Here is a 26,030-nt window from a genome sequence, read left to right on the forward strand (position 1 = left end):
GGTCATTGCGTACCTGTCCTTACGCACAGGAAAGAGACCTTCCGCGCGGATATGCCGCCGAAGGTCCCCTCGTGTCGCTACAGGCGTTCCGTCACCATACGTCAGAAGGACGCGCGAAAAGGAAGAGCTTGAGAGCCGGATCACAGGTAAGAACGCAACCATGGGCGTGCATTCGAAGGTCCCACTTGGGTTCGGGATGTGCAGACGCAGGTGATGGAGAGGCGCCGGGTGCCGCCGGAGCGCCGTGCCCACGGGGCCCGCGCGCGATCCGCACCACTTCGCGCCGCCTTCTCCACATGACGTCACATGACGGTGTGGATCTTCACGGGCGGCGGGACGAATCGCCCGCCGCAGTGGATCATGCGCGGGGAAGGTGAGAGAACCCTCGGACAAGGTGTGAATCCCGCTTGCCGATCACCCTCCACCTGCGGTTCTCGTCGGACTACCATCACCCCATGACCCGTGTACTGCTCGCCGAGGACGACGCGTCCATCTCGGAGCCGTTGGCTCGCGCACTGCGCCGGGAAGGGTACGAGGTGGAGGTCCGCGAGGACGGTCCCACCGCGCTGGACGCCGGCATGCAAGGTGGCATCGACCTGGTCGTCCTGGATCTGGGGCTGCCCGGCATGGACGGCCTGGAGGTGGCCCGCAGGCTGCGTGCCGAGGGGCACACCGTGCCGATCCTCATCCTGACCGCGCGCGCCGACGAGGTGGACACCGTCGTGGGCCTCGACGCGGGCGCCGACGACTACGTCACCAAGCCCTTCCGGCTCGCCGAGCTGCTGGCCCGGGTCCGGGCGCTGCTCCGGCGCGGCGCCGCGGAGCCGGCGCAGCCGCCCGCCACCCACGGGGTGCGGATCGACGTCGAGTCGCACCGGGCGTGGATGGGTGACGAGGAGCTGCAGCTCACGGCCAAGGAGTTCGACCTGCTGCGGGTGCTCGTGCGCGACGCGGGCCGGGTCGTCACCCGGGACCAGCTGATGCGGGAGGTCTGGGACACGACCTGGTGGTCGTCGACCAAGACCCTCGACATGCACATCTCCTGGCTGCGCAAGAAGCTGGGCGACGACGCGGCGAATCCGCGGTACATCGCGACCGTGCGGGGCGTCGGGTTCCGGTTCGAGAAGAACTGAGCGGGCCGGTGGGGCCGGGCGCCCCGCGGGCCGGGGGAGTGTGCCGTGTGTCGGCCGCGGTGGGTCGTGGCCGGCCGCGCGCTTCCCCGGGCACCTGCCGCGGCGGTACGGGGGTGGGCGGCCGCGGCAGGTGCCCGGGGAAGCCGGCCACGGGTGACGTCCACCCCTGACGGGAAGGCCCCGCGCGGTCGCCCTCGACCGCGCGGGACCCCCACCACGGTCACCCCCGACCGCGCAGGCCCCCCACGGGCAGCTGCCCGCTCCCGGCCCGGCGGTGCGCCCCGGGTGCCGCACAATCGAAGGTCCCCAGAACACTCCGTCCCGGGTCCCGGAACACTCCGCCCCGAGGTCCCAGAACACCCCGCCCCGTTCGGAGGGCAAGCGTGCGCCGCCGTCTCATCCAGTCCACCCTCGCCGTCGTCCTCGTCGTCATCGCCGTCTTCGGGGTCTCCCTCGTCATCGTGGAGACCCGCACGATCAGCAACAGCGCCCAGGAGCGGGTGGAGTCCGAGGCGGTCCAGCTGACGAGCATCGTGGACAGCCGCATCATCGGCGACGAACGGATCACCGCCGAGGTCCTCCAGGACCAGGTCGGCGACCAGCGCTACGCCCGCATCGAGATCCCCGGCCAGAGCACCATCGAGATCGGCGAGAAGCCCGTCGGCGACGTCATCCGCCACGAGGCCAGGGGGGAGAAGGACGAGACCGTCACCGTCGAGGAGTCCCGCTCGGCGGTCAGCCGCGAGGTCGGCCGTACGCTGCTGATCATTGCGGCGGTCGCCCTGCTCGCCGTGATCGCCGCGGTCCTCCTCGCCGTACGCCAGGCCAACCGCCTCGCCTCACCGCTCACCGACCTCGCCGAGACCGCCGAACGGCTCGGCTCGGGCGACCCGCGCCCCCGGCACAAGCGGTACGGCGTCCCGGAGCTGGACCGGGTCGCGGACGTCCTGGACGCCTCCGCCGAGCGCATCGGCCGCATGCTGACCGCCGAGCGGCGCCTCGCGGCGGACGCCTCCCACCAACTGCGCACGCCGCTGACCGCGCTGTCCATGCGGCTGGAGGAGATCACCCTCACCGACGACCTCGCCACGGTGAAGGAGGAGGCGCACATCGCGCTCACCCAGGTCGAGCGCCTCACGGACGTCGTGGAACGGCTGCTCACCAACTCCCGCGACCCCCGCAACGGCTCGGCCGTCTCCTTCGAGCTGGACGAGGTCATCAAGCAGCAGCTGGAGGAGTGGCGGCCGGCCTACCGCAGCGCCGGGCGGGCCGTCGTCAGCTCGGGCAAGCGCCACCTGCAGGCCGTGGGCACGCCGGGCGCGGTCGCCCAGGTGCTGGCCGCGCTGATCGAGAACTCGCTCATGCACGGCGGCGGCACGGTGGCCCTGCGCACCCGCGTCATCGGGAACCAGGCGGTGATCGAGGTCACCGACGAGGGGCCCGGGGTGCCCGCCGACCTCGGGGCGCGGATCTTCGAGCGCGCCATCAGCGGACGCAACTCGACGGGCATCGGGCTGGCCGTGGCGCGCGACCTCGCGGAGGCCGACGGAGGGCGCCTGGAGATGCTGCAGGCACAGCCGCCGGTGTTCGGGCTCTTCCTGTCGCGGACGCCGGTACGCACCCCGTCCGGCGACGAACGGCCCGTCCGGTGACGCCCGGCCCGTCCGGTGACTTTCAGGGGTGCCCGCGCGTGACCGCGTGACCCCTCAGCGCCGCTTGCCCGTGACCGCCGGCGGGTGGACGGGCTCCGCTTCGAGGAACGACTCCGCGCTCGCCACGGCCTCACGTGCCGGGAGCGCCCGGAACACCCAGGTGCGGTACGACCAGAACCGGAACAGCGTCGCGACGCCGATGCCGAGGAACTTGAAGACGTTGGACTGCAGCGGGCTGTCCCAGTCGAATCCGTACGTGGCCGTGTAGAGCACCCCGTTCTCGATCACCAGTCCGACCACGCTGAACAGCAGGAACAGCGACATCTCCTTCGTCCGGCCGCTCTTGTCGCGGTCCCGGTACGTGAAGTAGCGGAAGCCGACGTAGTTGCACGCGATCGCGACGACCGTGGCTATGACGCTGGCCCGCACGACCTGCAGCTCGGTGGTGTGCCGTACGAGGTTGAACACCGCGAGGTTGACCAGCAGCCCCACACCGCCCACCGCGCCGAACTTGACGACCTCGCGTACGAGCAGGTCGATCCGGCGGCGCAGGGCGCCGTGGGGCCGTGGATCAGGCCCCGAGCTGGTATGTCCCATCGTGTGCGGCCCCCGTCGCTCGGTCCGGTCGGTGTCGTGCCGGTGGTCGGCCGGTCGCTGCCCCGTCCGAAATGAGTTGATCTTCGGTCGAAAATCCACTGGTTCCGCCATGCTAACCAGCCCTCCTGGGCAATGCCTGTGCGGAAGCTCACAGCCGGGACACGGGGGAGGTCCCGGGGCCGTCCCGGGGCGCTCCGGGGCGGAATCGGGCGGGGAGAAAGGGCACCCGGGAGTGGCCGATTCCGTGGCCGATACCCTGGGGGCGTGACGTTCCCGGTAGTCGGCATGGTCGGCGGGGGGCAGCTCGCTCGTATGACACACGAGGCGGGCATCCCGCTCGGCATCAGGTTCAAGCTCCTCAGTGACACCCCTCAGGATTCCGCGGCGCAGGTCGTCGGTGATGTCGTCATCGGCGACTACCGCGACCTCGACACGCTGCGTGCGTTCGCGCAGGGCTGCGACGTGATCACCTTCGATCACGAACACGTACCCACCGAGCACCTACGGGCTCTGGAGGCGGACGGCATCCCCGTGCGCCCCGGTCCGGAGGCGCTCCAGCACGCCCAGGACAAGGGGGTGATGCGGGCGAAGCTCATGGAGATCGGCGTGCCCTGTCCACGGCACCGCATCGTCGCGGACCCCGACGACGTGGCCGCGTTCGCCGCCGAGGGTGAGGGATTTCCGGTCATCCTCAAGACGGTCCGCGGCGGCTACGACGGCAAGGGCGTCTGGGTCGTCCGCTCCGTCGAGGACGCCGCCGAGCCGTTCCGCGCCGGGGTCCCGGTCCTCGCGGAGGAGAAGGTCGACTTCGTCCGGGAGCTGGCCGCCAACGTCGTACGGTCGCCGCACGGCCAGGCCGTCGCCTACCCGGTCGTGGAGTCGCGGCAGGTGAACGGCGTCTGTGACACCGTCATCGCGCCGGCCCCCGACCTGGACGAGGCGCTCGCCCTGGGGGCCGAGGAGATGGCCCTGCGCATCGCCAAGGAGCTGGACGTCGTCGGTCACCTCGCCGTCGAGCTGTTCCAGACCCGCGACGGACGCGTCCTCGTCAACGAGCTGGCCATGCGCCCCCACAACTCCGGCCACTGGAGCCAGGACGGCGCGATCACCTCGCAGTTCGCCAACCACGTACGGGCCGTCCTCGACCTGCCGCTGGGCGACCCGCGCCCGCGCGCGAGGTGGACCGTCATGGTCAACGTCCTGGGCGGCGACTACCCCGACATGTACTCCGCGTACCTGCACTGCATGGCCCGCGACCCCAAGCTCAAGATCCACATGTACGGCAAGGACGTGAAGCCCGGCCGTAAGGTCGGTCACGTCAACACCTACGGCGACGACCTCGACGACGTGCTGGAGCGCGCCCGTCACGCCGCCGGATACCTGAGAGGCACGATCACAGAATGAGCCCGGTCGTAGGCATCGTCATGGGGTCGGACTCCGACTGGCCCGTCATGGAGGCCGCCGCGCAGGCCCTCGCCGAGTTCGAGATCGCGTACGAGGTGGACGTCGTCTCCGCGCACCGGATGCCGCGCGAGATGATCACCTACGGCGAGGACGCCGCGGGCCGGGGCATCAAGGTGATCATCGCGGGCGCGGGCGGCGCCGCCCATCTGCCCGGCATGCTCGCGTCCGTGACCCCGCTGCCGGTCATCGGCGTGCCCGTGCCGCTGAAGTACCTCGACGGCATGGACTCCCTGCTGTCGATCGTGCAGATGCCGGCCGGGGTGCCCGTCGCCACGGTCTCCGTCGCCGGGGCCCGTAACGCCGGTCTGCTGGCCGCCCGCATCCTGGCCACGCAGGACGAGGAACTCCTCGGCCGGATGCGGGAGTTCCAGCAGGAGCTGAACGACCAGGCGACCGAGAAGGGCAAGCGGCTGCGCGCCAAGGCCGAGGGAGCGGGCAACGGCTTCGGCTTCGGGAAGTAGGCGGCACGGACATGACGGGGATCACGGGGGAGATGGCCATGACATCGCTGGAGGCGGCCCGGGAGCTGCTGCGGGAGTTCCCGGTCGCGGACGGGCACAACGACCTGCCCTGGGCGCTGCGCGAACAGGTCCGCTACGACCTCGATGCGCGGGACATCGCCGTCGACCAGAGCGCGTTCCTGCACACCGACCTGGCACGGCTGCGCGCGGGCGGGGTCGGCGCGCAGTTCTGGTCGGTGTACGTGCCCTCGAACGAGGCGTTCCTGCCGGCGGCGGTACCCGCGACCCTCGAACAGATCGACTGCGTAAGGCAGTTGATCGACCGCTACCCCGCCGAGCTGCGGGCCGCGTTGACCGCCGCCGACATGGAGGCGGCCCGCGCCGAGGGCCGGGTCGCCTCGCTGATGGGCGCCGAGGGCGGCCACTCCATCGACAGCAGCCTCGCCACCCTGCGGGCGCTGTACGCGCTGGGCGTGCGCTACATGACGCTCACCCACAACGACAACATCCCCTGGGCGGACTCCGCGACGGACGAGCCGGCGGTCGGCGGTCTGTCGGCCTTCGGCCGGGCGGTCGTGCGGGAGATGAACCGCGAGGGCATGCTCGTCGACCTCTCGCACGTGGCCGCGACGACGATGCGTGACGCGCTCGACACCTCCGCCGCCCCGGTGATCTTCTCCCACTCCTCCGCGCGGGCGGTCTGCGACCACCCCCGCAACATCCCCGACGACGTCCTGGAACGGCTCCCGGCCAACGGGGGCGTGGCGATGGTGACGTTCGTCCCCAAGTTCGTCCTCCAGGCCGCCGTGGACTGGACGGCCGACGCCGACGAGAACATGCGGGCCCACGGTCTGCACCACCTCGACACCACCCCCGAGGCCATGGCGGTCCACCGCGCCTTCGAGGAGCGCACCCCCCGCCCGGTCGCCACGGTGTCCACGGTCGCGGACCATCTCGACCACATGCGCGAGGTCGCCGGGATCGACCACCTCGGCATCGGCGGCGACTACGACGGCACGGCCTTCCTCCCGGACGGCCTGGGCGACGTCTCCTGCTACCCGTACCTGATCGCCGAGCTGCTCGACCGCGGCTGGTCCCGGACCGATCTGGCCAAGCTGACCTGGCGCAACGCGGTCCGGGTGCTCGGCGCGGCGGAGGACGTGGCCCGGGACCTCCAGGCCCGGACGGGCCCGTCGAACGCGACGCGCGAACAGCTGGACGGGTGACACGGCCGCACGGGTGACCCCGGGCGCCGCCCGGACATCACCCGGGTGGCGTACGGCGGCCCCGGCGCCGCCGTTCAACCCGAACGCGCCACCCGCCAGGAAGGCGGACGGCCTCCGTGCCACGGTGACGAGTACTGCGATCACCCAACGGCTACGGAGGTCCGCCATGGCAGATCTGCAGGACGAACTGCACGCCGCGGGGGAGGCCGGCGAACTCGACACGCCCCCCGACACCCCCCACGACCGGCCCGGGAAACCCGGCCACCGGCCGCGGGGCGCGGAGCCCATAGCCCCCGGCGACGGGCGGGCCGGGGCCGACAGCGGCCGGGCCGTGGACGCCGACCACGCCACCGAGCCGTCCACGGAGCCCTCCGCGGAACCGTCCGCGGAGTCCTCCGAGCCCTCCGACGAGCTGGCCGAGGCGCACGCCTTCCTGGCCGCCCACCCCGTGGCCGACGGCTACAGCGGCCTGCCCTGGGTGCTGCGCCAGCTGCCCCGGTACGACCTGGAGCTGGGCGAGGGCGGGGTGGACACCGATGTGCCGCGGATGCGCAAGGGCCACATCGGCGCCCTGTTCTGGTCGCTGCACCTCCCGGAGGGCCCGGCGGGCGAGCGGCCCGTCGACGCCACCCTGGAGCAGCTGGACCTGGTCCGGACGGTCGTCGACGCCCACCCCGAGGGCCTGCGGCTGGTGAACAGCGCGGGGGAGACCACCGACGCCCGCAACCGCGGCCGCGTCGCCGTGCTGCTCGGCCCGGCCGGAGCGCCGGCGATCGGCGGCTCCCTGGGCATCCTGCGCGCGCTGCAGACGCTCGGCCTGAAGGCCCTCACCCTGGCCGGAGCCTCCTGGGCGGGCGAGTCGGGGCTGAGCCGGTTCGGCGAGGAGGTGGTCCGCGAGATGAACCGCGTCGGCGTCCTCGCCGACCTCTCCGGCGCCGGCGAGGCGACCGTGCGCCGGGTGCTCGCGCTCTCCCGCGCCCCGGTCGTGTGCACCCGCTCGGCGGCGGGCGCCCTCCGGGCCCACCCCGCCAACCTCTCCGACGACCTCCTGGCCGCGCTGGGCGAGGCACGGGGGCTGTGCATGGTGCCGCTCACCGCCGAGCAGACCGGCCCGTCCGTCCGCGATGTCGCCGACCACCTCGACCACGTGCGCGCGATCGCCGGCCCCGAGTGCGTGGGCCTGTCCGGCACCTACGACTCCGGCGCCGCCCACCCCGAGGACCTCAACGACGCCTCCTGCTACCCCCGCCTGATCGCCGAACTCATGCACCGGGGCTGGTCCGAACCCGACCTCGCGCTCCTCACCTGGGGCAACGTCCAGCGGGTCCTGCGCACCGCCGACTTCACGGCCAGAGCGGCGAAGGACCGCCGGGAGGCCTCGACGGCGAGCATCGCCGACCTGGACGGCTGACGGGGCCGCCGCGCCCCGGGCAGGGGTGCGGGGAACCGCACGGCCCGCGGCCGCCCGGTTCCCCGCACCCCTGCTCCCGTCGCGGGACTCAGGCGCGGCAGAGGCAGAACGGATGCCCCGCGGGGTCCGCGTACACCCGGAACCCCCGCTCCCGGTCCTCCGCGTCCAGCACCGTCGCCCCCAGCGCCAGCACCTCCTTCTCCGCCGCGTCCATGTCCGCCACGTTCAGGTCGAGGTGGAACTGCTGCGAGCGCTCGGGCGAGGGCCACCGCGGCGCCTCGAACCCGGGCGCCTGCTGGAACGCCAGCCGCACCCCCTTGCCCGGCACCTCCAGATCCACCCAGTCCCCCTCCCCGCTGACCTTCCCGCCCAGCACCTCGGCGTAGAACCCGGCGAGCGCGGCCGGGTCGGGACAGTCCAGAACGACGACATCCAGCTCGGCGATGGCCATGGCCTTCTCCCTGTTCGTTGCTGCGTGCGAACTCCGGTTACCTGTAGAGGAGGGTAACCAGTAACGGTTACCTCATGCATGCCAAATAGAGGTAACGTCCCCGGTATGAGTGCGAGAGCGTCCGCCCCCGGCGGCCTGGCCCTCGTCGAGAGCCTGGTGAACACGCTGGACCTGGAGACGGGCGCCGACCGGCTGGACACCCCGGAGAGCCGCGTCCGCCTCGGCCTGGCACCCGACGACGACCTCGCCGCCGTACGCGAGCTGCGGGAGTCCCTGCGGGCGACCCTGCTGGCCCACGCCGGGCACGCGCCGCACGGCCCGGTGACCCCGCTCGGCGCGCTGCTGGCCGCCGCGCCCCTGATCGTCGCGGTCTCCGCCGAGGACGGCTCCGCCGTCCTGCGCCCCGCCACCGACCCGGCGCCGCTGGTCGCGCGCGTGGCCGCGGCCGTCGCCGAGGCCCTCACGGCGGACACCTGGCAGCGCCTCAAGGCGTGCGAGGCCCCCGACTGCCACTGGGCGTACTACGACCGCAGCCCGGCCGGCCGGGGCCGCTGGTGCTCGATGCAGGTGTGCGGCGCCCGCGCCAAGATGCGCCGCTACCGCGCGAAGTAAGCGCTTCGCCCCCACCGGCGCCCGGAACCGTGGACAATGCGGGGAGACGCCGTTCCGGCCGACTGAGCCTCGGCCGGAGCGGCGTCGCCCGTGCCCGGGAAGACCGACCCGCCCGCGTGCCCCGGCCCCGGCCGGATGTCCTTACGCCGTCGGACGGTGTCCTTAGGCCGTCGGCCGCCCCATCGCCCGGTACGTCCACCCCGCCCGCCGCCACAGCTCCGGGTCGAGGGCGTTGCGGCCGTCCAGCACGAGCCGGGTCGAGGCGACCTCGCCCAGCGCCGCCGGGTCCAGCTCGCGGAACTCGCGCCACTCCGTCAGATGCAGCACGATGTCGGCGTTGCGCACGGCCGCGAGCGCGGAGTCGGCGTACCCGAGCGTCGGGAAGAGCCGCCGGGCGTTGTCCATGCCCTTGGGGTCGTAGACGGTGACCTGGCCGCCCTGGAGATGGATCTGCCCGGCCACGTTGAGGGCGGGGGAATCGCGTACGTCGTCGGAGTCGGGCTTGAAGGTCGCGCCGAGCACGGCGACCCGCTTGCCCAGGAAGGACCCGCCGCCCAGCGCCTGCCGGGCCAGCTCCACCATCTGACCGCGCTGGCGCATGTTGATGGAGTCGATCTCCCGCAGGAACGTGAGCGCCTGGTCGGCGCCCAGCTCGCCGGCGCGGGCCATGAACGCCCTGATGTCCTTCGGCAGACAGCCCCCGCCGAACCCGATGCCGGCCCGCAGGAACTTCTTCCCGATCCGGTCGTCGTGCCCGATGGCCTCCGCCAGCTTCGCGACATCGCCCCCGGCGGCCTCGCACACCTCCGCCATCGCGTTGATGAAGGAGATCTTGGTGGCGAGGAAGGAGTTCGCGGAGGTCTTCACCAGCTCGGCGGTCGGGAAGTCGGTGACGACGAAGGGGGACCCCTCGGCCACCGGTGTCGCGTACACCTCCCGCAGCAGCTTCTCGGCCGTCTCGCTCCGCACACCCACCACGATCCGGTCCGGGTGCAGGGTGTCGTTCACCGCGAAGCCCTCGCGCAGGAACTCCGGGTTCCAGGCCAGCTCGGCGTCGGCCCCGGCGGGCGCGTGCTCCGCGAGATACGCGGCCAGCCGGTCGGCGGACCCCACCGGCACCGTCGACTTGCCGACGACCAGGGCCGGGCCCGTCAGATGCGGGGCGAGCGAGGCGAAGGCCGCGTCGACGTAGGACATGTCACAGGCGTACTCGCCGTGCCGCTGCGGGGTGTTCACACAGACGAAGTGGACGTCGCCGAAGGCCGCGACCTCGGCGTAGTCGGTCGTGAAGCGCAGCCGCCCGGTGGAGCCCTCGATCCCGGCGACGTGCCTGCGCAGCAGCTCCTCCAGGCCCGGCTCGTACATCGGGACCTCGCCCCGGCGCAGCATGTCGATCTTCTCGTCGACGACATCGAGCCCGAGCACCTCGAATCCCAGCTCGGCCATGGCCGCGGCGTGGGTCGCGCCGAGATAGCCGGTGCCGATCACGGTGATCTTGAGGGCCATGGGTGCTCCTGGGATGTCCGGCCGGGGCGGGCACGCACGCACAGCCGTGTGCATGCGTGCTCGTGAGCATAGTCGGGGCGTGTCCGGGGCCCTCACCGGGCAGATTCCCCCCGACGAGGCCGCCGCGGCCTGTCGTCAAACTCACGTACCGGTCCCGTGGGCCGACCTCTAAAATTTGAGTTACTTAACGGTAGTTAGCGTCAGGAGCGTGAGAGACCTTGGCCGGATCGGCTGATTTCGACCTGTACCGCCCGTCCGAGGAGCACGACATGCTCCGTGACGCGATCCGTTCCCTCGCCGAGGCGAAGATCGCGCCCCACGCCGCCGCCGTGGACGAGGAGGCCCGCTTCCCGCAGGAGGCGCTGGACGCGCTCGTCGCCAACGACCTGCACGCCGTGCACGTGCCCGAGGAGTACGGCGGCGCCGGCGCCGACGCGCTCGCCACGGTCATCGTGATCGAGGAGGTGGCCCGCGCCTGCGTGTCGTCCTCCCTCATCCCGGCCGTCAACAAGCTGGGCTCCCTGCCCGTGATCCTCTCCGGCTCCGAGGAGCTGAAGAAGAAGTACCTGGGCCCGCTCGCCAAGGGCGACGGGATGTTCTCGTACTGCCTCTCCGAGCCGGACGCCGGCTCCGACGCGGCCGGCATGAAGACCCGCGCGGTCCGCGACGGCGACTTCTGGGTCCTCAACGGCGTGAAGCGCTGGATCACCAACGCGGGCGTCTCCGAGTACTACACGGTCATGGCCGTCACGGACCCGGACAAGCGCTCCAAGGGCATCTCCGCGTTCGTCGTCGAGAAGTCCGACGAGGGCGTCTCCTTCGGCGCCCCGGAGAAGAAGCTCGGCATCAAGGGCTCCCCGACCCGGGAGGTCTACCTCGACAACGTCCGCATCCCCGCCGACCGCATGATCGGCGAGGAGGGCACCGGCTTCGCCACGGCGATGAAGACCCTGGACCACACCCGCATCACCATCGCGGCCCAGGCCCTCGGCGTCGCCCAGGGCGCGCTCGACTACGCCAAGGGCTACGTCCAGGAGCGCAAGCAGTTCGGCAAGCCGATCGCCGACTTCCAGGGCATCCAGTTCATGCTCGCCGACATGGCCATGAAGATCGAGGCCGCCCGCGCCCTGACCTACCAGGCCGCCGCCAAGTCCGAACGCGGCGACAAGGACCTCACCTTCCAGGGCGCCGCCGCCAAGTGCTTCGCCTCGGACGTCGCCATGGAGGTCACCACGGACGCCGTCCAGCTCCTCGGCGGCTACGGCTACACCCGCGACTACCCGGTCGAGCGCATGATGCGCGACGCCAAGATCACGCAGATATACGAAGGCACGAACCAGGTCCAGCGGATCGTCATGGCCCGCAACCTGCCGTAATCCCTTCGGCGCAGTCCGTGCACAGCCCCCGGCACCCCGCCGGGGGCTGTTGTCTTCCGGGGCGGAAGGGGCGGATTGTTTCCGTCCGCCCGATGGCGGACGGGGGCGGGCGGGCGTAGGACGGAAGGGCACGGGGTCCGCCCCGGACCCCGCTCCCACCACCCCCAGGAGGAGCCATGACGCAGCACGCCGGAGCCATGACCACCATGAGCAAGGAGATGCAGGAGTGCATCGACGCCTGCATGACGTGCCACAGCATGTGCGAGGAGACCATGAGCTCCTGCATGCAGGCCGGCGGCCAGGCCCAGATGCAGATCATGCGCGCCCTGATGGACTGCGCCGAGATGACCCGTATGTGCGCGGACATGATGATGCGCCGCTCGCCGCTGTCCGCCGAGATGTGCGCGATGTGCGCCCGCGCCTGTGACATGTGCGCGGAGGCGTGTATGTCCATGCCGGACGATCAGCAGATGATGCGCTGTGCCGAGGCGTGTCGCCGCTGCTCCGAGACGTGCCGGACGATGGCGGGCGCGACCGCCTGACCCGCACGGCACACGACCGAGGGGCACCCCGTCACGGAGTGCCCCTCGACCACGCGGCTCGCGGGGTCAGTTGTCCGACACCGTCACCGTCTCATCGTTCTTCAGCTGCTGCACCAGCTGCTTCACCTTCTCGGTGTTCCACTGCAGGTTGCCGTTGCCGGTGTTGCCCGAGATCGGCATGTTCATGGACTTGCCGTCGCCGCCGGTCACGCCCTTCATCGCCCAGAACATGTCGGCCAGGTCGAACAGGCTCATGTCCTTGTCGACGATCAGGGTGTCCAGGCCCGCGCTCATCGTCGGGTACAGCTTGAAGGGGTTCAGGATCGTGCTCGGCGTCGCCGTCTGGCTGGCGAGGGCCGCGAGGAACTTCTGCTGGTTCTTCGTACGGTCCAGGTCGCTGCGCGCCAGGGCGTAGCGGGTGCGGACGAAGGCGAGGGACTGCTCGCCGTTCAGCGTCTGCTTGCCGGCCTCGAAGTTCGCGCCGGACTTGGTGTCCTTCAGGCCGCCCTTGGGGATGTCGATCTCCACACCGCCGACCGCGTCGACGATGTTCGCGAAGCCCGCGAAGCCGATCTCCACGTAGTGGTCGATGTGCAGACCCGTGTTGGCCTCGACGGTGCGGACCAGCAGCTCGGGCCCGTCCTCGGCGTACGCCGCGTTCAGTTTCACCTGCCGGCCGGTGCCCTTGAACGTCTTGCCGGACTCGGAGCCGACGAACGTCGGGATCGTGACGTTCGAGTCGCGGGGCAGCGAGACCAGCGTCGGCCCGTTGGACCCGGTGTGCAGGATCATCATCGAGTCGGTGCGCTTGCCGTCGGCGGAGCCGGTGTGCAGCTCCTTCTTCTGGTCGGCGGACAGGCCCTCACGGCTGTCGGAGCCGACGATCAGGTAGTTGGTGCCCTCGCCCGCCTCCGGCCGGTCGATGACCTTCGACAGGTCGACCTCGCGGTTCAGCTTGGAGTCGGCCCAGAAGTACGTGCCGATCGTCGTCGCGAGCACCACCACGGTGACCGTGATCGCCGTCAGCTTGATACGGCGCCGCCAGTTCGGCGCGGGACGGTCGCCCCGGCCGCCGCCGTGGCCGCCCGGACCGCCGGTGCCGCCGGCGCCGTACACCTGGCCGGTGTTGTAGTCGCTCTGGTGGTTGCCGCCGCCGTACTGGTCGGGGCCGCTGTTGCCGTAGCCGTCACCGTACGGGTCGCCGTACGACGGCTGCTGGGGCACACCACCCTGAGGGGGTGCCGACGGGCCGCGGCGGACCTGGCGCATCACACGCGGACCGTCGGGCTGGGCGTAGTCGCCGCCACGGTTGTTGCCGGACCATCCCTCGGGCCAATCGTTCATGCGCCCCAGTGTGCCGGGTCGGGCCATGCCCTTTACAAGGGTCGATGAAAAACAAAGGCAGGGCTGTTGCGAAGCCGACACAAATTGCACGGTTTTGTAGGGGAGCGGGCGCTCCGGATGATCGGGACGGTCAGGAGCACGAGACCTGGTCGCCCCGCACCACACCCGACTCGCCCTGCCCGGTGTTCTCCGCCCGCACCTTGCGGACCTGCTTGAAGTCCGAGCCCGCGACGACCCGGAGCATGGGGCCCTGGGCGCGCACCGGGCGCAGTTCCGAGCCCGGGAGGGCGGTCGCCAGGGAGTGCGCGGAGCGGTCCCACCGGGGGTCGTAGACGACGACCGTACGGCGGACGTCCTGCCGCGGGGCGTTGACCGGGGCCTTCGTGGTGCGGAAGCCGGTGGCGGCCAGCTGGCGGTCCACCTTCCTGCCGAGGCCGGGGACGGCCGTGCCGTTCTCCACCTGGACGCGGATCTGCTGCGGGGCGACCTCGACCAGGGTGTGCGCGCCGCGCGCCTTGTAGGGGGCGAGCGGGCGGTCGTCGCGCAGGGCCTCGAACAGGCGGGCCGCCTTCGCGTCGTCCCACTTGAGGGTCGAGCCGATGCCCTTCACGGCGTACCCCATGCGCCCGATGGGCACGGTGGTGAACTCGGACGAGGCCGGGGTGAGGTTCCGCAGCGCGCGTCCGAGGTCGATCAGCTCGCCGGTGCCGAACTCCTTGTCGGCGCGGACGGAGCCGAGGACGGCCTGGGTGATGTCCCGGAACTTCATCGGGTTGAGCAGGACGCCGGAGGAGGTGGCCTGGGACATCAGCGACGCCATGAAGCGCTGCTGGCGCTTCATGCGGCCGAGGTCGGAGGAGCCGTCGGCGTGCCGGGAGCGGACGTACTGCAGGGCCTGGCCGCCGTCCAGCTCATGGGTGCCGGCGGTGAGGTCGAGGCCGGTGTAGGAGTCCTTGAGGGGCTGGGCGGTGCAGATCCGGACCCCGCCGAGGACGTCGACGGTGCGCATGAAGCTGGTGAAGTCGACCTCGACGTAGTGGTCGATCTTCACCCTGGTCATGTGCTCGACCGTGCGCACGGTGAGCTGCGGGCCGCCCTCCGCGTAGGCCGCGTTCAGCTTGATCGGGTGACCCTTGTGGGTCCGGCCCGTGGCGCGGTCGGTCCGCCCGGGCGTCTCGGCGTACGAGTCGCGCGGCAGGCTCACGACGCTCGCGCGCTCCCGGTCCTCCGAGATGTGCACGATCATCATCGTGTCCGTGCAGTGGCAGGGGGCGCCGCCCAGCCGGTACCTGCGCCGCTCCTCCTCGCTGATCCGGTCGCGGCCGTCGGTGCCCACCAGCAGGACGTTCATGCCGTGGCCCGCCTCGGGGCGGTTCTTCATGTCCTTGAAGGCGTCGACCCGCTTGATCTCGCCGTCCAGACGGGTCACCACCGCGTGCCCGATGCCCGCGGCGGCCAGCACCACCACGGAGAGCGTGGTCACCGCCCGCATGGCCCAGCTCCGCCGCCGCGGGGGCACGGGAGGGCGGGGCTGCTGCGGGCGGGCTGGGCGGCGGGGCGGTGTGGACACGGGGGACACCTCCGCGAGACCGGTGAGGGGAGTCAGGGAACCGTGAGCACCGTAGGGCCCCGGGATCGACGGCCCGTCCACGCGACCGGGCGGCGCGCGTCGGTGTCCCCCGTTCGCGGTAACGTGAGCCCCCTATGAACGCCAAGCCCGACGTGCCGCTCCCCGCCGTGTCCGTGATCATGCCCGTCCTCAACGAGGAGCGGCATCTGCGCGGAGCCGTCCAAGCGATCCTCGCGCAGGAGTACGCCGGCGAGATGGAGGTCGTGATCGCCCTGGGTCCGTCCACGGACCGCACGGACGAGATCGCGGCCCGGCTCGTGGCCGAGGACCCGCGCGTGCACACCGTCCCGAACCCCACCGGGCGGACACCCGCCGCGCTCAACGCCGCGATCAAGGCGTCCCGCCACCCGATCGTGGTCCGGGTCGACGGCCACGGCATCCTCTCGCCGAACTACATCGCCACCGCCGTACGGCTCCTGGAGGAGACCGGCGCGCAGAACGTCGGCGGCATCATGCACGCCGAGGGCGAGAACGACTGGGAGCACGCGGTCGCCGCCGCGATGACCTCGAAGATCGGCGTCGGCAACGCGGCCTTCCACACGGGCGGGCAGGCCGGCCCGGCGGAGACGGTCTACCTGGGCGTCTTCCGGCGCGAGGCGCTGGAGCGGCAGGACGGCTACAACGTGGAGTTCATCCGCGCCCAGGACTGGGAGCTTAACTTCCGCATCCGGGAGGCGGGCGGCCTCATCTGGTTCTCGCCCGAGCTGCGGGTGTCCTACCGGCCCCGGCCCAGCGTGAAGGCGCTCGCCAAGCAGTACAAGGACTACGGGCGCTGGCGGCACGTCGTCGCCCGCTACCACGAGGGTTCCATCAACCTGCGCTATCTCGCCCCGCCGGCCGCGGTCTGCGCGATCGCTGCCGGTGTCCTGGTCGGCGCCCTGCTGACCCCGCTGGGCTTCGTCGTCCCCGGCGGCTACCTCGCGGCGATCGTCGCCGGCTCGGTCCCGGCGGGCAAGGGGCTGCCGCTCAAGGCCCGCCTCCGGATCCCCGTCGCCCTCGCCACCATGCACATGTCCTGGGGCTTCGGCTTCCTCACCAGCCCCAGGTCCCTGGCGCGCAAGGTCATCGCATCCCGCCGCCCCGCGGTGCTCGCGGAGAGCTGAGCACGACAGCGCACGACACCTCGGGCCCCTCCCGTCCGCGAGAGGGGCCCGAGGTGTGTGCGCCTTCCGGGCGGAACCCGAGCGTGTACGGCACCTACCAGGTGAAGCCCGGGTTGACCTCCATGCAGGCGTCCGTCTTCGCCCCGTTCAGCGCGTCCGCCGACTCCGGGGTCTTGTCGTCCGTCTTCGCGGCCTTGTACGTGTCGCCCTCGCGCCAGTCGGCGCCGACGAACAGCGTGACCCCCGTGACGTCGGTGGACTTCTCCACCTGGCCCAGCGGGATGCCGAGCGCCTTGGCGACCGCCTGGGCGTCGCCCTCCAGCTCCGCGCTCGGATAGCGCACGACCGTCTTGTCCTCGACGACCGCGCTGGTCGTGTCGGACGTGGCCTTGGCGAAGCCCTCCTTGACGAGCAGCTGCGACACCGTGTGCGCGCGGCCCGCGACCGGGGCGAGGGTGGACGTCATGGTGCCGTTGCGCACCAGCACGCCGATCCGGTCCGTCGCCGCCGCCGGGTCGTCGGAGCCCGCCTCCACGGCGGCGGTCTTCTTCTTGTCCTTGCCGTCCAGCGCGATGTCCTCCCGCACCAGCCGGAACAGCTTCTCCGCGTCGCCCTCCTTCGGCACGACACGCGCGCCGACGTACGTGAACGGCATCGTCGTCATCGTGATCCGGGCCGGCTCGACCTTGCGCAGCTCCGTGCTGAGGTCGTAGAGCTTGGCGACGTCACCGAGACCGTCGTCGACCGTGAGGGACTCGGTGGCCTTCTCGGCCAGCCTGCGCAGCTTGTTCGGGTTGGTGATCGTGGCGTTCTCGCGCAGCTCGCGGACCATCGCGTTCATGTACTGGTGCTGGGCCTTGGCCCGCGCGATGTCGCTGCCGTCCTCGAAGCCGTACCGGGTGCGCAGCCACTGCAGGGCCTGCTTGCCCTTGATGTACGTGGTGCCCTTCTCCAGCTTCAGCCCCGAGCCCTTGCCCTCGCTGGTGTGCGAGTAGATGTTGGCGCTCACGCACACCGGCACACCGCCGATCGCGTCCGCCATCGACACCACACCGGCGAAGTCGACCATCATGAAGTGGTCGACACGGATGCCGGTCAGCTTCTCCCAGGTGGCGACCGTGCAGCCGGGGCCGCCGCGCTCCAGCGACTGGTTGGTCATCGCGTGGGTGAGCGCCCCGTACACCTCGCCGCTGTCCGGGTCGGTGCACTTGGGGATGTCGAGCAGGGTGTCCCGGGGCATGCTGACGACCGACATGTTGCTGCGGTCGGCGGACAGGTGCAGCAGCATCTGGACGTCGGCCAGTGGCGGGCCGTCGAAGGTGTCGCGGGCGCCGCCGAGCTTCTGGTTCTCCTTGGTGTCCCGCGCGTCCGAGCCGATGAGCAGGATGTTCAGCGGGGTCTGTCCGGCCGCGTTCGGGGTGGGCTCGGCGATCTTCGTGTCGCCGAGGTTCAGCTTCTCCTTCTTGATGTTGCCGTTGAGGTGCCGGTAGTAGAGATAACCGGCGCCCGCGGTGCCGAGTATCACGACCGCCAGGACCGTCGCCGACCAGCGCAGCACCCGTCTGCGCCGGGGCTTCGCGCTCGTCTTCGCGCGCCCCCGCCCACCGCCGTCGCCGCCGCCGCGGCGGTTGCCCCGTCTCTGCTCCGGGACCTTGACGTCCGCGTCGCCGCCCGAGCCGTCCGAGTCGCCGTCGGAACCGGCCGAGCCGTCCTCCGGCTCCAGGTCCCCTTCCCGGTCGCCGGGTTCCTCGACGCGCGGTCGCCCCCCGTCCCCGCGCACGTCACTCCGTACCATCTCCCTGCCCCTCCCCACCCTGCTGTGACGGGGACGCCCCCGCCTCCTGTTGGACTGTCGAGACCCCGGCTCGGATGTACTCATGTTCTGTTGAACGCGTCATGCGTTCCGGCCGGATGACACGTGGGCATGGGTCGCTGCGGCGGCAGGCCGCCCCACGGCATCACGGCGACATCAGAACCGACCGGCCGGGCGCGTTCCCGCGCCCGTCCGGTGAGTCACCGACTCTCGACTGCACTTGCGTCCTGAAAGACGCGCCACGACCCCCTCAGGTCATCAACTGGCGCACTTTTCCTTGTCCGCGGTGTTCTTCTCGACGTCCAGGTCCGCCGCGGACGTCGCGTCCAGCGGCACCCCCGCTCCCTGGAAGTCCTTGCCGAGGGTCAGCACCATCGAGGGCAGCCCCTGGGCGTTGGTCTCGCTGTTGCCCTTGCCGGGCTTCAGCGCGGACGCGGACAGACCCATGAGGTCGGCCAGCTTGCGCGCCTGGTCGGCCTGGCCGGGGTCGTACGCGAGGGTCGTCTTCGACAACGTCTTGTCGGCGTTGCCGAGCTGGCTCGACTTGGTCACGCCGACATCATTCTGCAGCCAGCTGAGAGTGGCCTGTGCGCTGCCGGCCTCGGCACCGCCGTTGTAGACGCTGACCCGGACCTCGGAGGCGTCGGCGCGCTCGCCCTTGAGCTTCGCCGCCTCCTTCGCCTTCTTCTGCTTCTTCACCTCGGTGAGCGAGATGTCGTTGCGGATCGTCGAGAACAGCTGCTCGGCCTTCTGCGGCATGGGCAGCACGGTCGCGCCGTCGGTGTTGTCGATGACCGGGACGGTGGTGAAGGTGATGTTCTTCGTCTTCACCTTGCCGACCTCCTGGCCGAGCGAGGCCAGCTTCTGGATGTCGGAGATCCTGGAGTCGACGCTCAGCGCGCTGGTGGCGGCCTCCGCGAGGTCCAGCACCTTCCCCGGGTCGGTGAGCGTGTCCTCGGACTTCATCTGGCGGATCATCGAGCTGAGGAACTGCTGCTGCAGCTCGATCCGGCTCAGGTCGCTGCCGAGGCCCACGCTGTACCGGGTGCGCAGGAACGCCAGCGCCTGCTCGCCCTGGATGGTGTGCTTGCCCTCGGAGAGGTCCAGCTTGGACTTGGAGTCCTTGATGGGCTTGGCGAGGCAGACCTCGACGCCGCCGATCGCCGTGGAGAGTGTCTTCACGGCGTTGAAGTCGGCCACCATGAAGTGGTCCGACTTGATGCCGGTCAGCTCCTCCACCGTCCGCACCGTGCAACTCGGCGTACGGCCGTCCTGGCCGAGACTGGTGTTGAACCGGACGTTCGGCGTACCCGCGATGTTCTTCTGGGAGCCGTCCTCCTGCGTCGTCGGGCAGTCCGGGACGTCCACGATCATGTCGCGCGGGATGCTCATCGCGGTCGCGTTCGAACGGTCCTTGGAGACGTGCAGCAGGATCGTGGTGTCGGCGTGGCCGACGCTGTCCTTGTCGCCGTAGCTCCCGTTGCCCGCGCCGGTCCGCTTGTCGGTGCCGATCACCAGCAGGTTGATCGCCCGGTCCTTGCTGAAGCCGCCGGTGCCGGCGCCGTCGTCCGAGATCTTCTGGATGTTGTTGTTGAGGTGCTGGTAGTAGAGGTAGGCCGCGCCGCTCACGCCCACCAGGACGAAGGCCAGCGTGCCGCCCGTCCACACCAGGATCCGCTTGCCCTTCGACTTCTTGGGCTTCGCCTTGGTCCTGCCCCGGCCGCCGCGGCGGCCCGGCAGCGGGTCCTCCTCGGGCACACCCCGCCGGCGCCGGGGTCCCGGCAGCGTGTCGGGGATCTCCCGGGTGTCCGTGCCCGCCGACGCGGAGCGCGCGGAGGCGCCCGCCGTCACCTTGGCCCCCGCCGTGGCGGGCGCCGCCCGGCGCGGCCTCGGCACCGCCGACTGCGGTGCGGAAGGACTCAGTCGCAGTTCGTATTCACCGGTGTTCGGGTTGAGTACCCACTGGTCTGCGGGGTCGATGTCGTCCGCCCGCCCACGGCCTTGCGCGTCCACGGTTGTCTGATTCCTCCGTCGGGGCCACGCGGCGCCTTCCCCCTCAAAGGACGCTCGGGTCTCGATACAACTGGTGCGCGACCGAAGGACCGACGCACCGGATCGCTCACACTAGCCGCACGATCAGGCGTCAAGCGACGGCGGTGACAAATTGCACGTCCCTACACCTGGGCAATCTGCCCATTTCCTAGAGCATTTGTTCCTGGTGTTGACGCGCGCTTTACCTGAGGAACCGCTTCCGGGTCACGCGCAGTCCTTCTGTGCGGCCGTGCTCCCGCGGAAAGTCGGCACCGGATCGGGTGTCCCGGACGGGCTTCCGGAAAGCCGTTCCGTGCGCGCTTCCCGCTTCCCGCCGGGCAGTTCCCGGGCGATCGCCAGGGGTTCGTCGGCGCGCAGCCGTGCGAAAAGTCTCCGTGCCGCCGGTTCGACGAGCTCATCACGATTGACGTCGTACGCATACGACTTCCTGGGAACGGTCAGGAATTGCACCTTTTCCATGGGAATCTTGCGCAGACCGCGCACAAGGTCGTAGAGCCCGCGCAGACTCGCCAGTCCCGGGTCCGTGGTGAGCGACGAGGTGGCGGCGTCCAGGACCGGATAGAGCTTCACCGGATTCAGCAGGACGTCATTGCCGCGCACCTTCGCGGCCAGCGCCCCGAGGAATCGCTGCTGGCGGTCCATCCGTTCCGTGTCGCTGCCGTTCCCGAGCGACTTACGGGCCCGTACGTACCCGAGCGCCTGTTCCCCGGTGAGTTTCACCCGGCCCGCGGGCAGCCGCAGATCGGCCTCTTTGTCGTGAATGGGTGCGGCGAGGCACACCTCGACCCCGTCGACGGCGTCGACCATCTCCTTGAAGCCCTGGAAGTCCACGACGATGTGATGGTCGATCCGGATGTCGGTCATCCGCTCGACCGTCCGGACGGTGCAGGCCGAACCGCCCACCTGGAAGGCGCGGTTGAACATGGTGAACGCCGGTGCGGAGCGGCGGCCGTCCGCCCGCCGGCAGCTCGGCACGTCCACCATCAGGTCCCGCGGCAGCGACACCGCGGTCGCGCTGCGCCGGTCGGCCGCCAGATGCAGCAGGATCGTGGTGTCCGACCGCTCGGTCCCGGAATCGCGCCCGTACTCGCCGTTCCCGTTCCCCGCCCGCGAGTCCGACCCGATCACGAGGATGTTCTGCGCGCCCCGCACGAGCGCCGTCGGCCGCTCCTTCTCGAACCGCGCCAGCTCGTCCGCCGCCGTCCGGTCCGACGTGATGTTCCCGTCCAGCTTCCGGTACGCCACCCACCCCACGCCCACGGCCCCGACGACCAGCAGTCCCACCCCGCCCGCCACCCAGCGCACCCACCGCCGCCGCCGACGCCGGGGCCCGGCCCCGGTGGGCGACCCGCCCGCACCGGGCCCCAGCCCCACCGCCCTTCCTCCGACGTCGTCCACACCTACGACGATGGCGCGAGGGGGCCCCGGAGGCGGCCGGTGCTGCTCCGAATGGGGGGAGGGGCGGACTGCCCGACGGCCTGAGCAACGGCCGACCGGTGCCCCGAAAGGGGCGCGGGGAACTGCGCGAGAAGCCCCACCGGGCCCGCACCCGCTTGGGGAGGGCCGGCCTGAACGAAGGCAAGGACCGCGCTGCCCGAGGAGCCCGAGCAGCAGCCGCGCCCGAAAGGGGCGCGGGGAACTGCGCGAGCAACCCACCACCACCCGCAGCCGCCGGCGGAGGGCCGGGCTGTTCCGTGCGCTGCCCGGGCGACCGGTGCCCCGAAAGGGGCGCGGGGAACTGCGCGAGAAGCCCCACCGGGCCCGCACCCGCGTGGGGAGGGTCGGCCTGAGCGAAGGCAAGGGCCGCGCTGCCCGAGGAGCCCGAGCAGCAGCCGCGCCCGAAAGGGGCGCGGGGAACTGCGCGAGAAGCCCCACCGGGCCCGCACCCGCCCGACCACCGCACCCCCCACGGCGTCACCGCGTCACGCCACCCCCGAGAGCCACCTCACCAAGAGCCACTCCCCCAGCCCCCGCAGCGGAGCGTCACCGCGTGGTGGCCGTGACCCGCTCACTCTCCACCCGCTTGGCGAGCGCGTCCTCACCCAGCTCCCCGAGATGCCGGCACAGCACCACGGACCCGCCGCTCGCGAGCGGCCCGTACAGCCCCGCCGAGAGCCCCTCCCACGTGTCGTACCCCAGCCCCGACAGCAGCCGTGACCCGGGCCCGGTCAGCCCGAGACCCCCCGCCTCCGCCCGCGCCCGCTCCACGACCTCGGCCCCGCTGAACTCCCGCCCGGCCACGACCAGCGCCGCCTCCTCGGGATCCACGGGCGCGTACGCCACGAACCGGTCCCCCTGCGAGGGCACCTCTACCGCGTAGTCGGCGAACCCGGCCGGAACCTGCGGGAACCGCCCCCCGAGCGGCCGCAGCGCGAGCGCGATCCGCTCCCCGGAGCACGCGCGGGCCGCGTCCAGCGTGTCCGGCCCGCTCACCACGACGTCGGCCGCCCCCGGGTCCCCGCCGATCTCGGCGACGACCCCCACCGACGAACACGCCAGCAGCCACACCGCCGTCTGCCAGTGCGCCGGCAGCAGCAGCGCGACCCGGTCACCCGGCTCCGCCGACAGTTCGCCCTGGAGGAGATTCGCGGTCTTGGCCACCCAATTGGCGAAGGTGGCCACGGACAATTCGACCCGCTCGCCCGTGGCGTCGTCGTAGAAGGTCACCAGAGGGCGTGCGGGATCCGCGGCCAGCGCGGATCGCAGCAGGTCGGCAGGGGTGCGGTCGGTGGCGTTCACCCGTGCAAGCCTACGCGGGGACCGGTCCGCCCGCGGCCCCGGGCGGACCGGAATCGCCACCGGTTCGGCGCAGCGCAGCCGACGGTCCGTCAATTCCGCGATGGACAGATATGTATGACTATGTCCAGGATCGGACGCATGCGTAGATCACGATTCCTCGCGTCCTCGATCGGCGTCACCTGCGCGGCGGCACTCGCCCTCCCGGCGGCACTCCCGGCGACGGCCTCCGCGGCGACCCCGACGGACTCGTCCTCCACGGCGGCCCTGCACCCGGCGCGTACCCCGGCCCCGACCGCCCCGCTCGCGCTCGCGCCCGCGTCCGGCAGCACCCAGTCCCTCCCCCTCCTCCCCCTCGGCACGGACCGGAACCTCGGCCCGGCCGCCGCCGAACAGGGCCTCGGCAAGCGGGACGTACGGTCCTTCTCCCTGGTCGGTGTCGTCTGGGACAACCCGGACACCGAACTCCAGGGCCGCGTCCAGGTCCGCACCCGCGCCAAGGGCACCGCCCGCTGGTCCGGCTGGCAGGACGTGGAGACGCACAACCACGAGCACGCCGCCGACCCCGACACCGCCGAGCGCGCCTCGGGCCGGGTCCGCGGCTCCACCGCCCCGCTGTGGGTCGGCGACTCCGACGGCGTCGAGGTGCGCGTACGCGCCGAGACCCAGGGCCGTACGACCGCGCCGGGCGTCCAGATGCTCCCGGACGGCCTACGCCTGGAACTGGTCGACCCGGGCACCGGCACCCTGGAGGGCGCCGCGGGCCCGAACGCCGTGCACGCGGCCGACCCCCCGCCCGTCGGCACCCCCGCCGACGCGCCGCGGCTGGGCGCCCTGACCGCCGAGTCGGCCGCCGCCTCCGCCGTCAACGCCGACCTCGCTCCGCTCGGCGCCACCGCCATCCCGGCGCTGACGCGCAAGGAGACGGAGGAGCGGCTGGCCAACGTGGCGCCCGGGGTGAAGCCGTACATCGGCCCGCGCCCCCGCATCATCACGCGCGCCGGCTGGGGCGCGGACGAGAAGCTGCGCGAGCGCGACTTCCGCTACACCACCCGGGTCAGCGCGGCCTTCGTGCACCACACGGCCTCCGGCAACAACTACAAGTGCGCGCAAGCCCCTTCGGTCATCCGCAGTATCTACCGCTACCACGTCGTGAGCAGCGGCTGGCGGGACATCGGCTACAACTTCCTCGTCGACAAGTGCGGAAACATCTACGAAGGGCGCGCGGGTGGCGTCGCGAAGCCCGTCATGGGCGCGCACACCCTCGGCTTCAACACGAACAGCATGGGCGTCGCGGTCCTCGGCAGCTACGGCACCACCAAGCCGCCCGCGGTGGCGGTCAAGGGAATCGCGCAACTAACCGCCTGGAAACTCGGTCTTTACGGTGCGAACCCCAAGGGCAAGACCTACCTCACGTCGGGTGGTGGCAATCTCTACGCAAAGGGCAAGAAGGTACAACTGCATGTGATCTCCGGTCACCGGGACGGGTTCGCGACCGAGTGCCCCGGGGGGCGCCTCTACGGAAAGCTCGGTACGGCCCGCACGGAGGCCGCCCGCTATCAGGGCCGGTAGCGCGGCCACAGGAGCACGGGGGACCCGAGGGCGCGCTCGTCGCGCCCTCGACGCGACTCCGTCGCCTGCGCGCCCCGCCGCCCGCCGACGGCCCGGCGCACGGCCGCGAAGGCGCCGTGGAACGGTCTGCATACACTGGCCGGTCGAATGACAGTTCGGCCGGTCCCGGCAGGAAGCAGAGACGACAGGTGACAGAAGCGATCCTCCTGGTCGGCGGCAGAGGCACCCGGCTGCGTCCGCTCACGGTGCACACTCCGAAGCCCATGGTCCCGGCGGCCGGAGTCCCCTTCCTCACCCACCAGTTGGCGAGAGCCAGAGCCGCGGGTGTCGACCACATAGTCCTCGCCACCTCCTACCTCGCCGAGGTCTTCGAACCCCACTTCGGCGACGGCTCCGCCCTCGGCCTCCACCTCGAATACGTCACCGAGGAGGAGCCGCTGGGCACGGGCGGCGCGATCCGCAACGCCGCCTCGCACCTGCACTCCGGCCCCGAGGACCCCGTCCTCGTCTTCAACGGCGACATCCTCACCGGCCTGGACATCCGCCGCCTGGTCACCACCCACGGGACGACCGGCGCGGACGTCTCCCTCCACCTGACCCAGGTGACCGACCCGCGCGCCTACGGCCTCGTCCCCACCGACGCCACGGGCAGGGTGCTCGCCTTCCTCGAAAAGCCCCAGACCCCCGAGGAGATCGTCACCGACCAGATCAACGCGGGGGCGTACGTCTTCCGCCGCTCGGTCATCGACACGATCCCGGCGGGCCGCCCGGTCTCGGTGGAGCGGGAGACGTTCCCGGACCTGCTGGCGGCGGGAGCGCATCTGCAGGGCATGGTCGACTCCACGTACTGGCTGGACCTCGGCACCCCCGCGGCCTTCGTCCGGGGCTCCGCCGACCTGGTCCTCGGCCGCGCCCCGTCCCCCGCCGTCCCCGGCCGCTGCGGCGACCGCCTGGTGCTGCCCACCGCCCGGGTCGCGGGCGACGCCAAGCTGACCGGGGGCACGGTGGTGGGCGAGGGCGCGTTCGTCGGTGAGGGCGCCCGGGTCTACGGCAGCACGGTCCTGGCCGGCGCGGTCGTCGAACCCGGCGCGGTGATCACCGACTCCCTCATAGGCGCCCGTGCCCGCATCGGCGAACGCTCCGTCCTCACCGGCGCGGTCATCGGCGACGGCGCGGTCGTCGGCGCCGACAACGAACTCCGCACGGGGGTCCGGGTCTGGTGCGACGCCCAGATCCCCACGGGGGCGCTCCGCTTCTCGTCGGACCAGTGAGTGCCGGGTGTTGTTGTCGGGTGCGGGTGCGTGGGGGCTGGTCGCGCAGTTCCCCGCGCCCCTGAAAAGCAGGGGCTG

21 protein-coding genes are annotated in these 26,030 nt (G+C 71.6%); 12 read left to right on the forward strand and 9 right to left on the reverse strand.

The genetic code is table 11. The features are described from left to right. Positions 1-455: 455 nt before the first annotated feature. Both PYR72_RS29135 and PYR72_RS29140 read left to right on the forward strand, forming a co-directional pair. The gene (locus PYR72_RS29135; RefSeq protein WP_037726315.1) at positions 456-1,133 is read left to right on the forward strand and encodes a response regulator transcription factor; all 678 of its coding nucleotides are present in this window, start codon (positions 456-458) and stop codon (positions 1,131-1,133) included. A 383-nt stretch (positions 1,134-1,516) separates the two neighbouring features. Continuing rightward, on the forward strand, positions 1,517-2,785 hold the full coding sequence (locus PYR72_RS29140; RefSeq protein ID WP_275458041.1) for an ATP-binding protein: 1,269 nt from the start codon (positions 1,517-1,519) through the stop codon (positions 2,783-2,785). 54 nt (positions 2,786-2,839) lie between these two features. On the opposite strand, the gene PYR72_RS29145 is transcribed toward PYR72_RS29140, so the two are convergent. Next, complete coding sequence (locus tag PYR72_RS29145) at positions 2,840-3,382, reverse strand: GtrA family protein (RefSeq protein ID WP_275458042.1); 543 nt, start codon at positions 3,380-3,382, stop codon at positions 2,840-2,842. A gap of 264 nt (positions 3,383-3,646) precedes the next feature. Here PYR72_RS29145 and PYR72_RS29150 point away from each other — a divergent pair, with 264 nt between their 5' ends. From PYR72_RS29150 to PYR72_RS29165, 4 genes are all read left to right on the forward strand, one after another. Beyond that, positions 3,647-4,786, forward strand: a complete 1,140-nt coding sequence (locus PYR72_RS29150) for a 5-(carboxyamino)imidazole ribonucleotide synthase (protein WP_013003093.1) — start codon at positions 3,647-3,649, stop codon at positions 4,784-4,786. Further along, positions 4,783-5,307 carry a 5-(carboxyamino)imidazole ribonucleotide mutase gene (gene purE / locus PYR72_RS29155; RefSeq protein ID WP_275458043.1) on the forward strand — a complete coding sequence of 175 codons (525 nt, stop codon included), beginning with the start codon at positions 4,783-4,785 and terminating at the stop codon, positions 5,305-5,307. The genes PYR72_RS29150 and purE overlap by 4 nt, the downstream gene beginning before the upstream one ends. 38 nt (positions 5,308-5,345) lie before the next feature. Further along, complete coding sequence (locus tag PYR72_RS29160; protein ID WP_275460552.1) at positions 5,346-6,533, forward strand: dipeptidase; 1,188 nt, start codon at positions 5,346-5,348, stop codon at positions 6,531-6,533. 166 nt (positions 6,534-6,699) lie between these two features. Next, positions 6,700-7,944 (forward strand): dipeptidase, encoded by a 1,245-nt coding sequence (locus PYR72_RS29165; protein WP_275458044.1) that lies wholly within the window; start codon positions 6,700-6,702, stop codon positions 7,942-7,944. Between the two features lie 88 nt (positions 7,945-8,032). Here PYR72_RS29165 and PYR72_RS29170 read toward each other — a convergent pair whose 3' ends face one another. Then, positions 8,033-8,395: a VOC family protein gene (locus tag PYR72_RS29170; protein ID WP_275458045.1), complete on the reverse strand. Its 363-nt coding sequence runs from the start codon at positions 8,393-8,395 to the stop codon at positions 8,033-8,035. Positions 8,396-8,500: 105 nt separating this feature from the next. Between PYR72_RS29170 and PYR72_RS29175 the strand changes: the two genes are divergently transcribed. Next, complete coding sequence (locus tag PYR72_RS29175; RefSeq protein WP_275458046.1) at positions 8,501-9,007, forward strand: CGNR zinc finger domain-containing protein; 507 nt, start codon at positions 8,501-8,503, stop codon at positions 9,005-9,007. Positions 9,008-9,169: 162 nt separating this feature from the next. Here the strand turns inward: PYR72_RS29175 and PYR72_RS29180 are convergent, their stop codons facing one another. Next, positions 9,170-10,513, reverse strand: a complete 1,344-nt coding sequence (locus PYR72_RS29180) for a UDP-glucose/GDP-mannose dehydrogenase family protein (RefSeq protein ID WP_275458047.1) — start codon at positions 10,511-10,513, stop codon at positions 9,170-9,172. 218 nt (positions 10,514-10,731) lie between these two features. Here PYR72_RS29180 and PYR72_RS29185 point away from each other — a divergent pair, with 218 nt between their 5' ends. After that, positions 10,732-11,889: an acyl-CoA dehydrogenase gene (locus PYR72_RS29185; protein WP_275458048.1), complete on the forward strand. Its 1,158-nt coding sequence runs from the start codon at positions 10,732-10,734 to the stop codon at positions 11,887-11,889. Positions 11,890-12,065: 176 nt separating this feature from the next. Then, on the forward strand, positions 12,066-12,431 hold the full coding sequence (locus PYR72_RS29190) for a four-helix bundle copper-binding protein (RefSeq protein ID WP_013003101.1): 366 nt from the start codon (positions 12,066-12,068) through the stop codon (positions 12,429-12,431). Between the two features lie 66 nt (positions 12,432-12,497). Here the strand turns inward: PYR72_RS29190 and PYR72_RS29195 are convergent, their stop codons facing one another. Then, positions 12,498-13,775 carry an LCP family protein gene (locus PYR72_RS29195; RefSeq protein ID WP_275458049.1) on the reverse strand — a complete coding sequence of 426 codons (1,278 nt, stop codon included), beginning with the start codon at positions 13,773-13,775 and terminating at the stop codon, positions 12,498-12,500. 130 nt (positions 13,776-13,905) lie between these two features. Continuing rightward, positions 13,906-15,267: an LCP family protein gene (locus PYR72_RS29200; RefSeq protein ID WP_275458050.1), complete on the reverse strand. Its 1,362-nt coding sequence runs from the start codon at positions 15,265-15,267 to the stop codon at positions 13,906-13,908. A gap of 212 nt (positions 15,268-15,479) precedes the next feature. Between PYR72_RS29200 and PYR72_RS29205 the strand changes: the two genes are divergently transcribed. After that, positions 15,480-16,508, forward strand: coding sequence for a glycosyltransferase family 2 protein (locus PYR72_RS29205; protein ID WP_275458051.1), 1,029 nt, complete (start codon positions 15,480-15,482; stop codon positions 16,506-16,508). Positions 16,509-16,602: 94 nt separating this feature from the next. Here PYR72_RS29205 and PYR72_RS29210 read toward each other — a convergent pair whose 3' ends face one another. From PYR72_RS29210 to PYR72_RS29225, 4 genes are all read right to left on the reverse strand, one after another. Beyond that, on the reverse strand, positions 16,603-18,303 hold the full coding sequence (locus tag PYR72_RS29210) for an LCP family protein (protein ID WP_275458052.1): 1,701 nt from the start codon (positions 18,301-18,303) through the stop codon (positions 16,603-16,605). 276 nt (positions 18,304-18,579) lie between these two features. Next, complete coding sequence (locus PYR72_RS29215) at positions 18,580-20,334, reverse strand: LCP family protein (protein WP_275458053.1); 1,755 nt, start codon at positions 20,332-20,334, stop codon at positions 18,580-18,582. A 243-nt stretch (positions 20,335-20,577) separates the two neighbouring features. Beyond that, positions 20,578-21,771 carry an LCP family protein gene (locus PYR72_RS29220; protein ID WP_275458054.1) on the reverse strand — a complete coding sequence of 398 codons (1,194 nt, stop codon included), beginning with the start codon at positions 21,769-21,771 and terminating at the stop codon, positions 20,578-20,580. A gap of 585 nt (positions 21,772-22,356) precedes the next feature. Next, positions 22,357-23,112, reverse strand: coding sequence for a TIGR03089 family protein (locus tag PYR72_RS29225; protein WP_275458055.1), 756 nt, complete (start codon positions 23,110-23,112; stop codon positions 22,357-22,359). A gap of 120 nt (positions 23,113-23,232) precedes the next feature. Here PYR72_RS29225 and PYR72_RS29230 point away from each other — a divergent pair, with 120 nt between their 5' ends. After that, positions 23,233-24,681 (forward strand): peptidoglycan recognition protein, encoded by a 1,449-nt coding sequence (locus tag PYR72_RS29230; RefSeq protein ID WP_275460553.1) that lies wholly within the window; start codon positions 23,233-23,235, stop codon positions 24,679-24,681. Between the two features lie 188 nt (positions 24,682-24,869). After that, positions 24,870-25,952, forward strand: coding sequence for an NDP-sugar synthase (locus PYR72_RS29235; RefSeq protein WP_275458056.1), 1,083 nt, complete (start codon positions 24,870-24,872; stop codon positions 25,950-25,952). Positions 25,953-26,030 lie beyond the last annotated feature (78 nt).

Origin of the sequence: Streptomyces sp. VNUA24, from assembly GCF_029167005.1 — a bacterium.
Lineage (GTDB): Bacteria > Actinomycetota > Actinomycetes > Streptomycetales > Streptomycetaceae > Streptomyces > Streptomyces scabiei.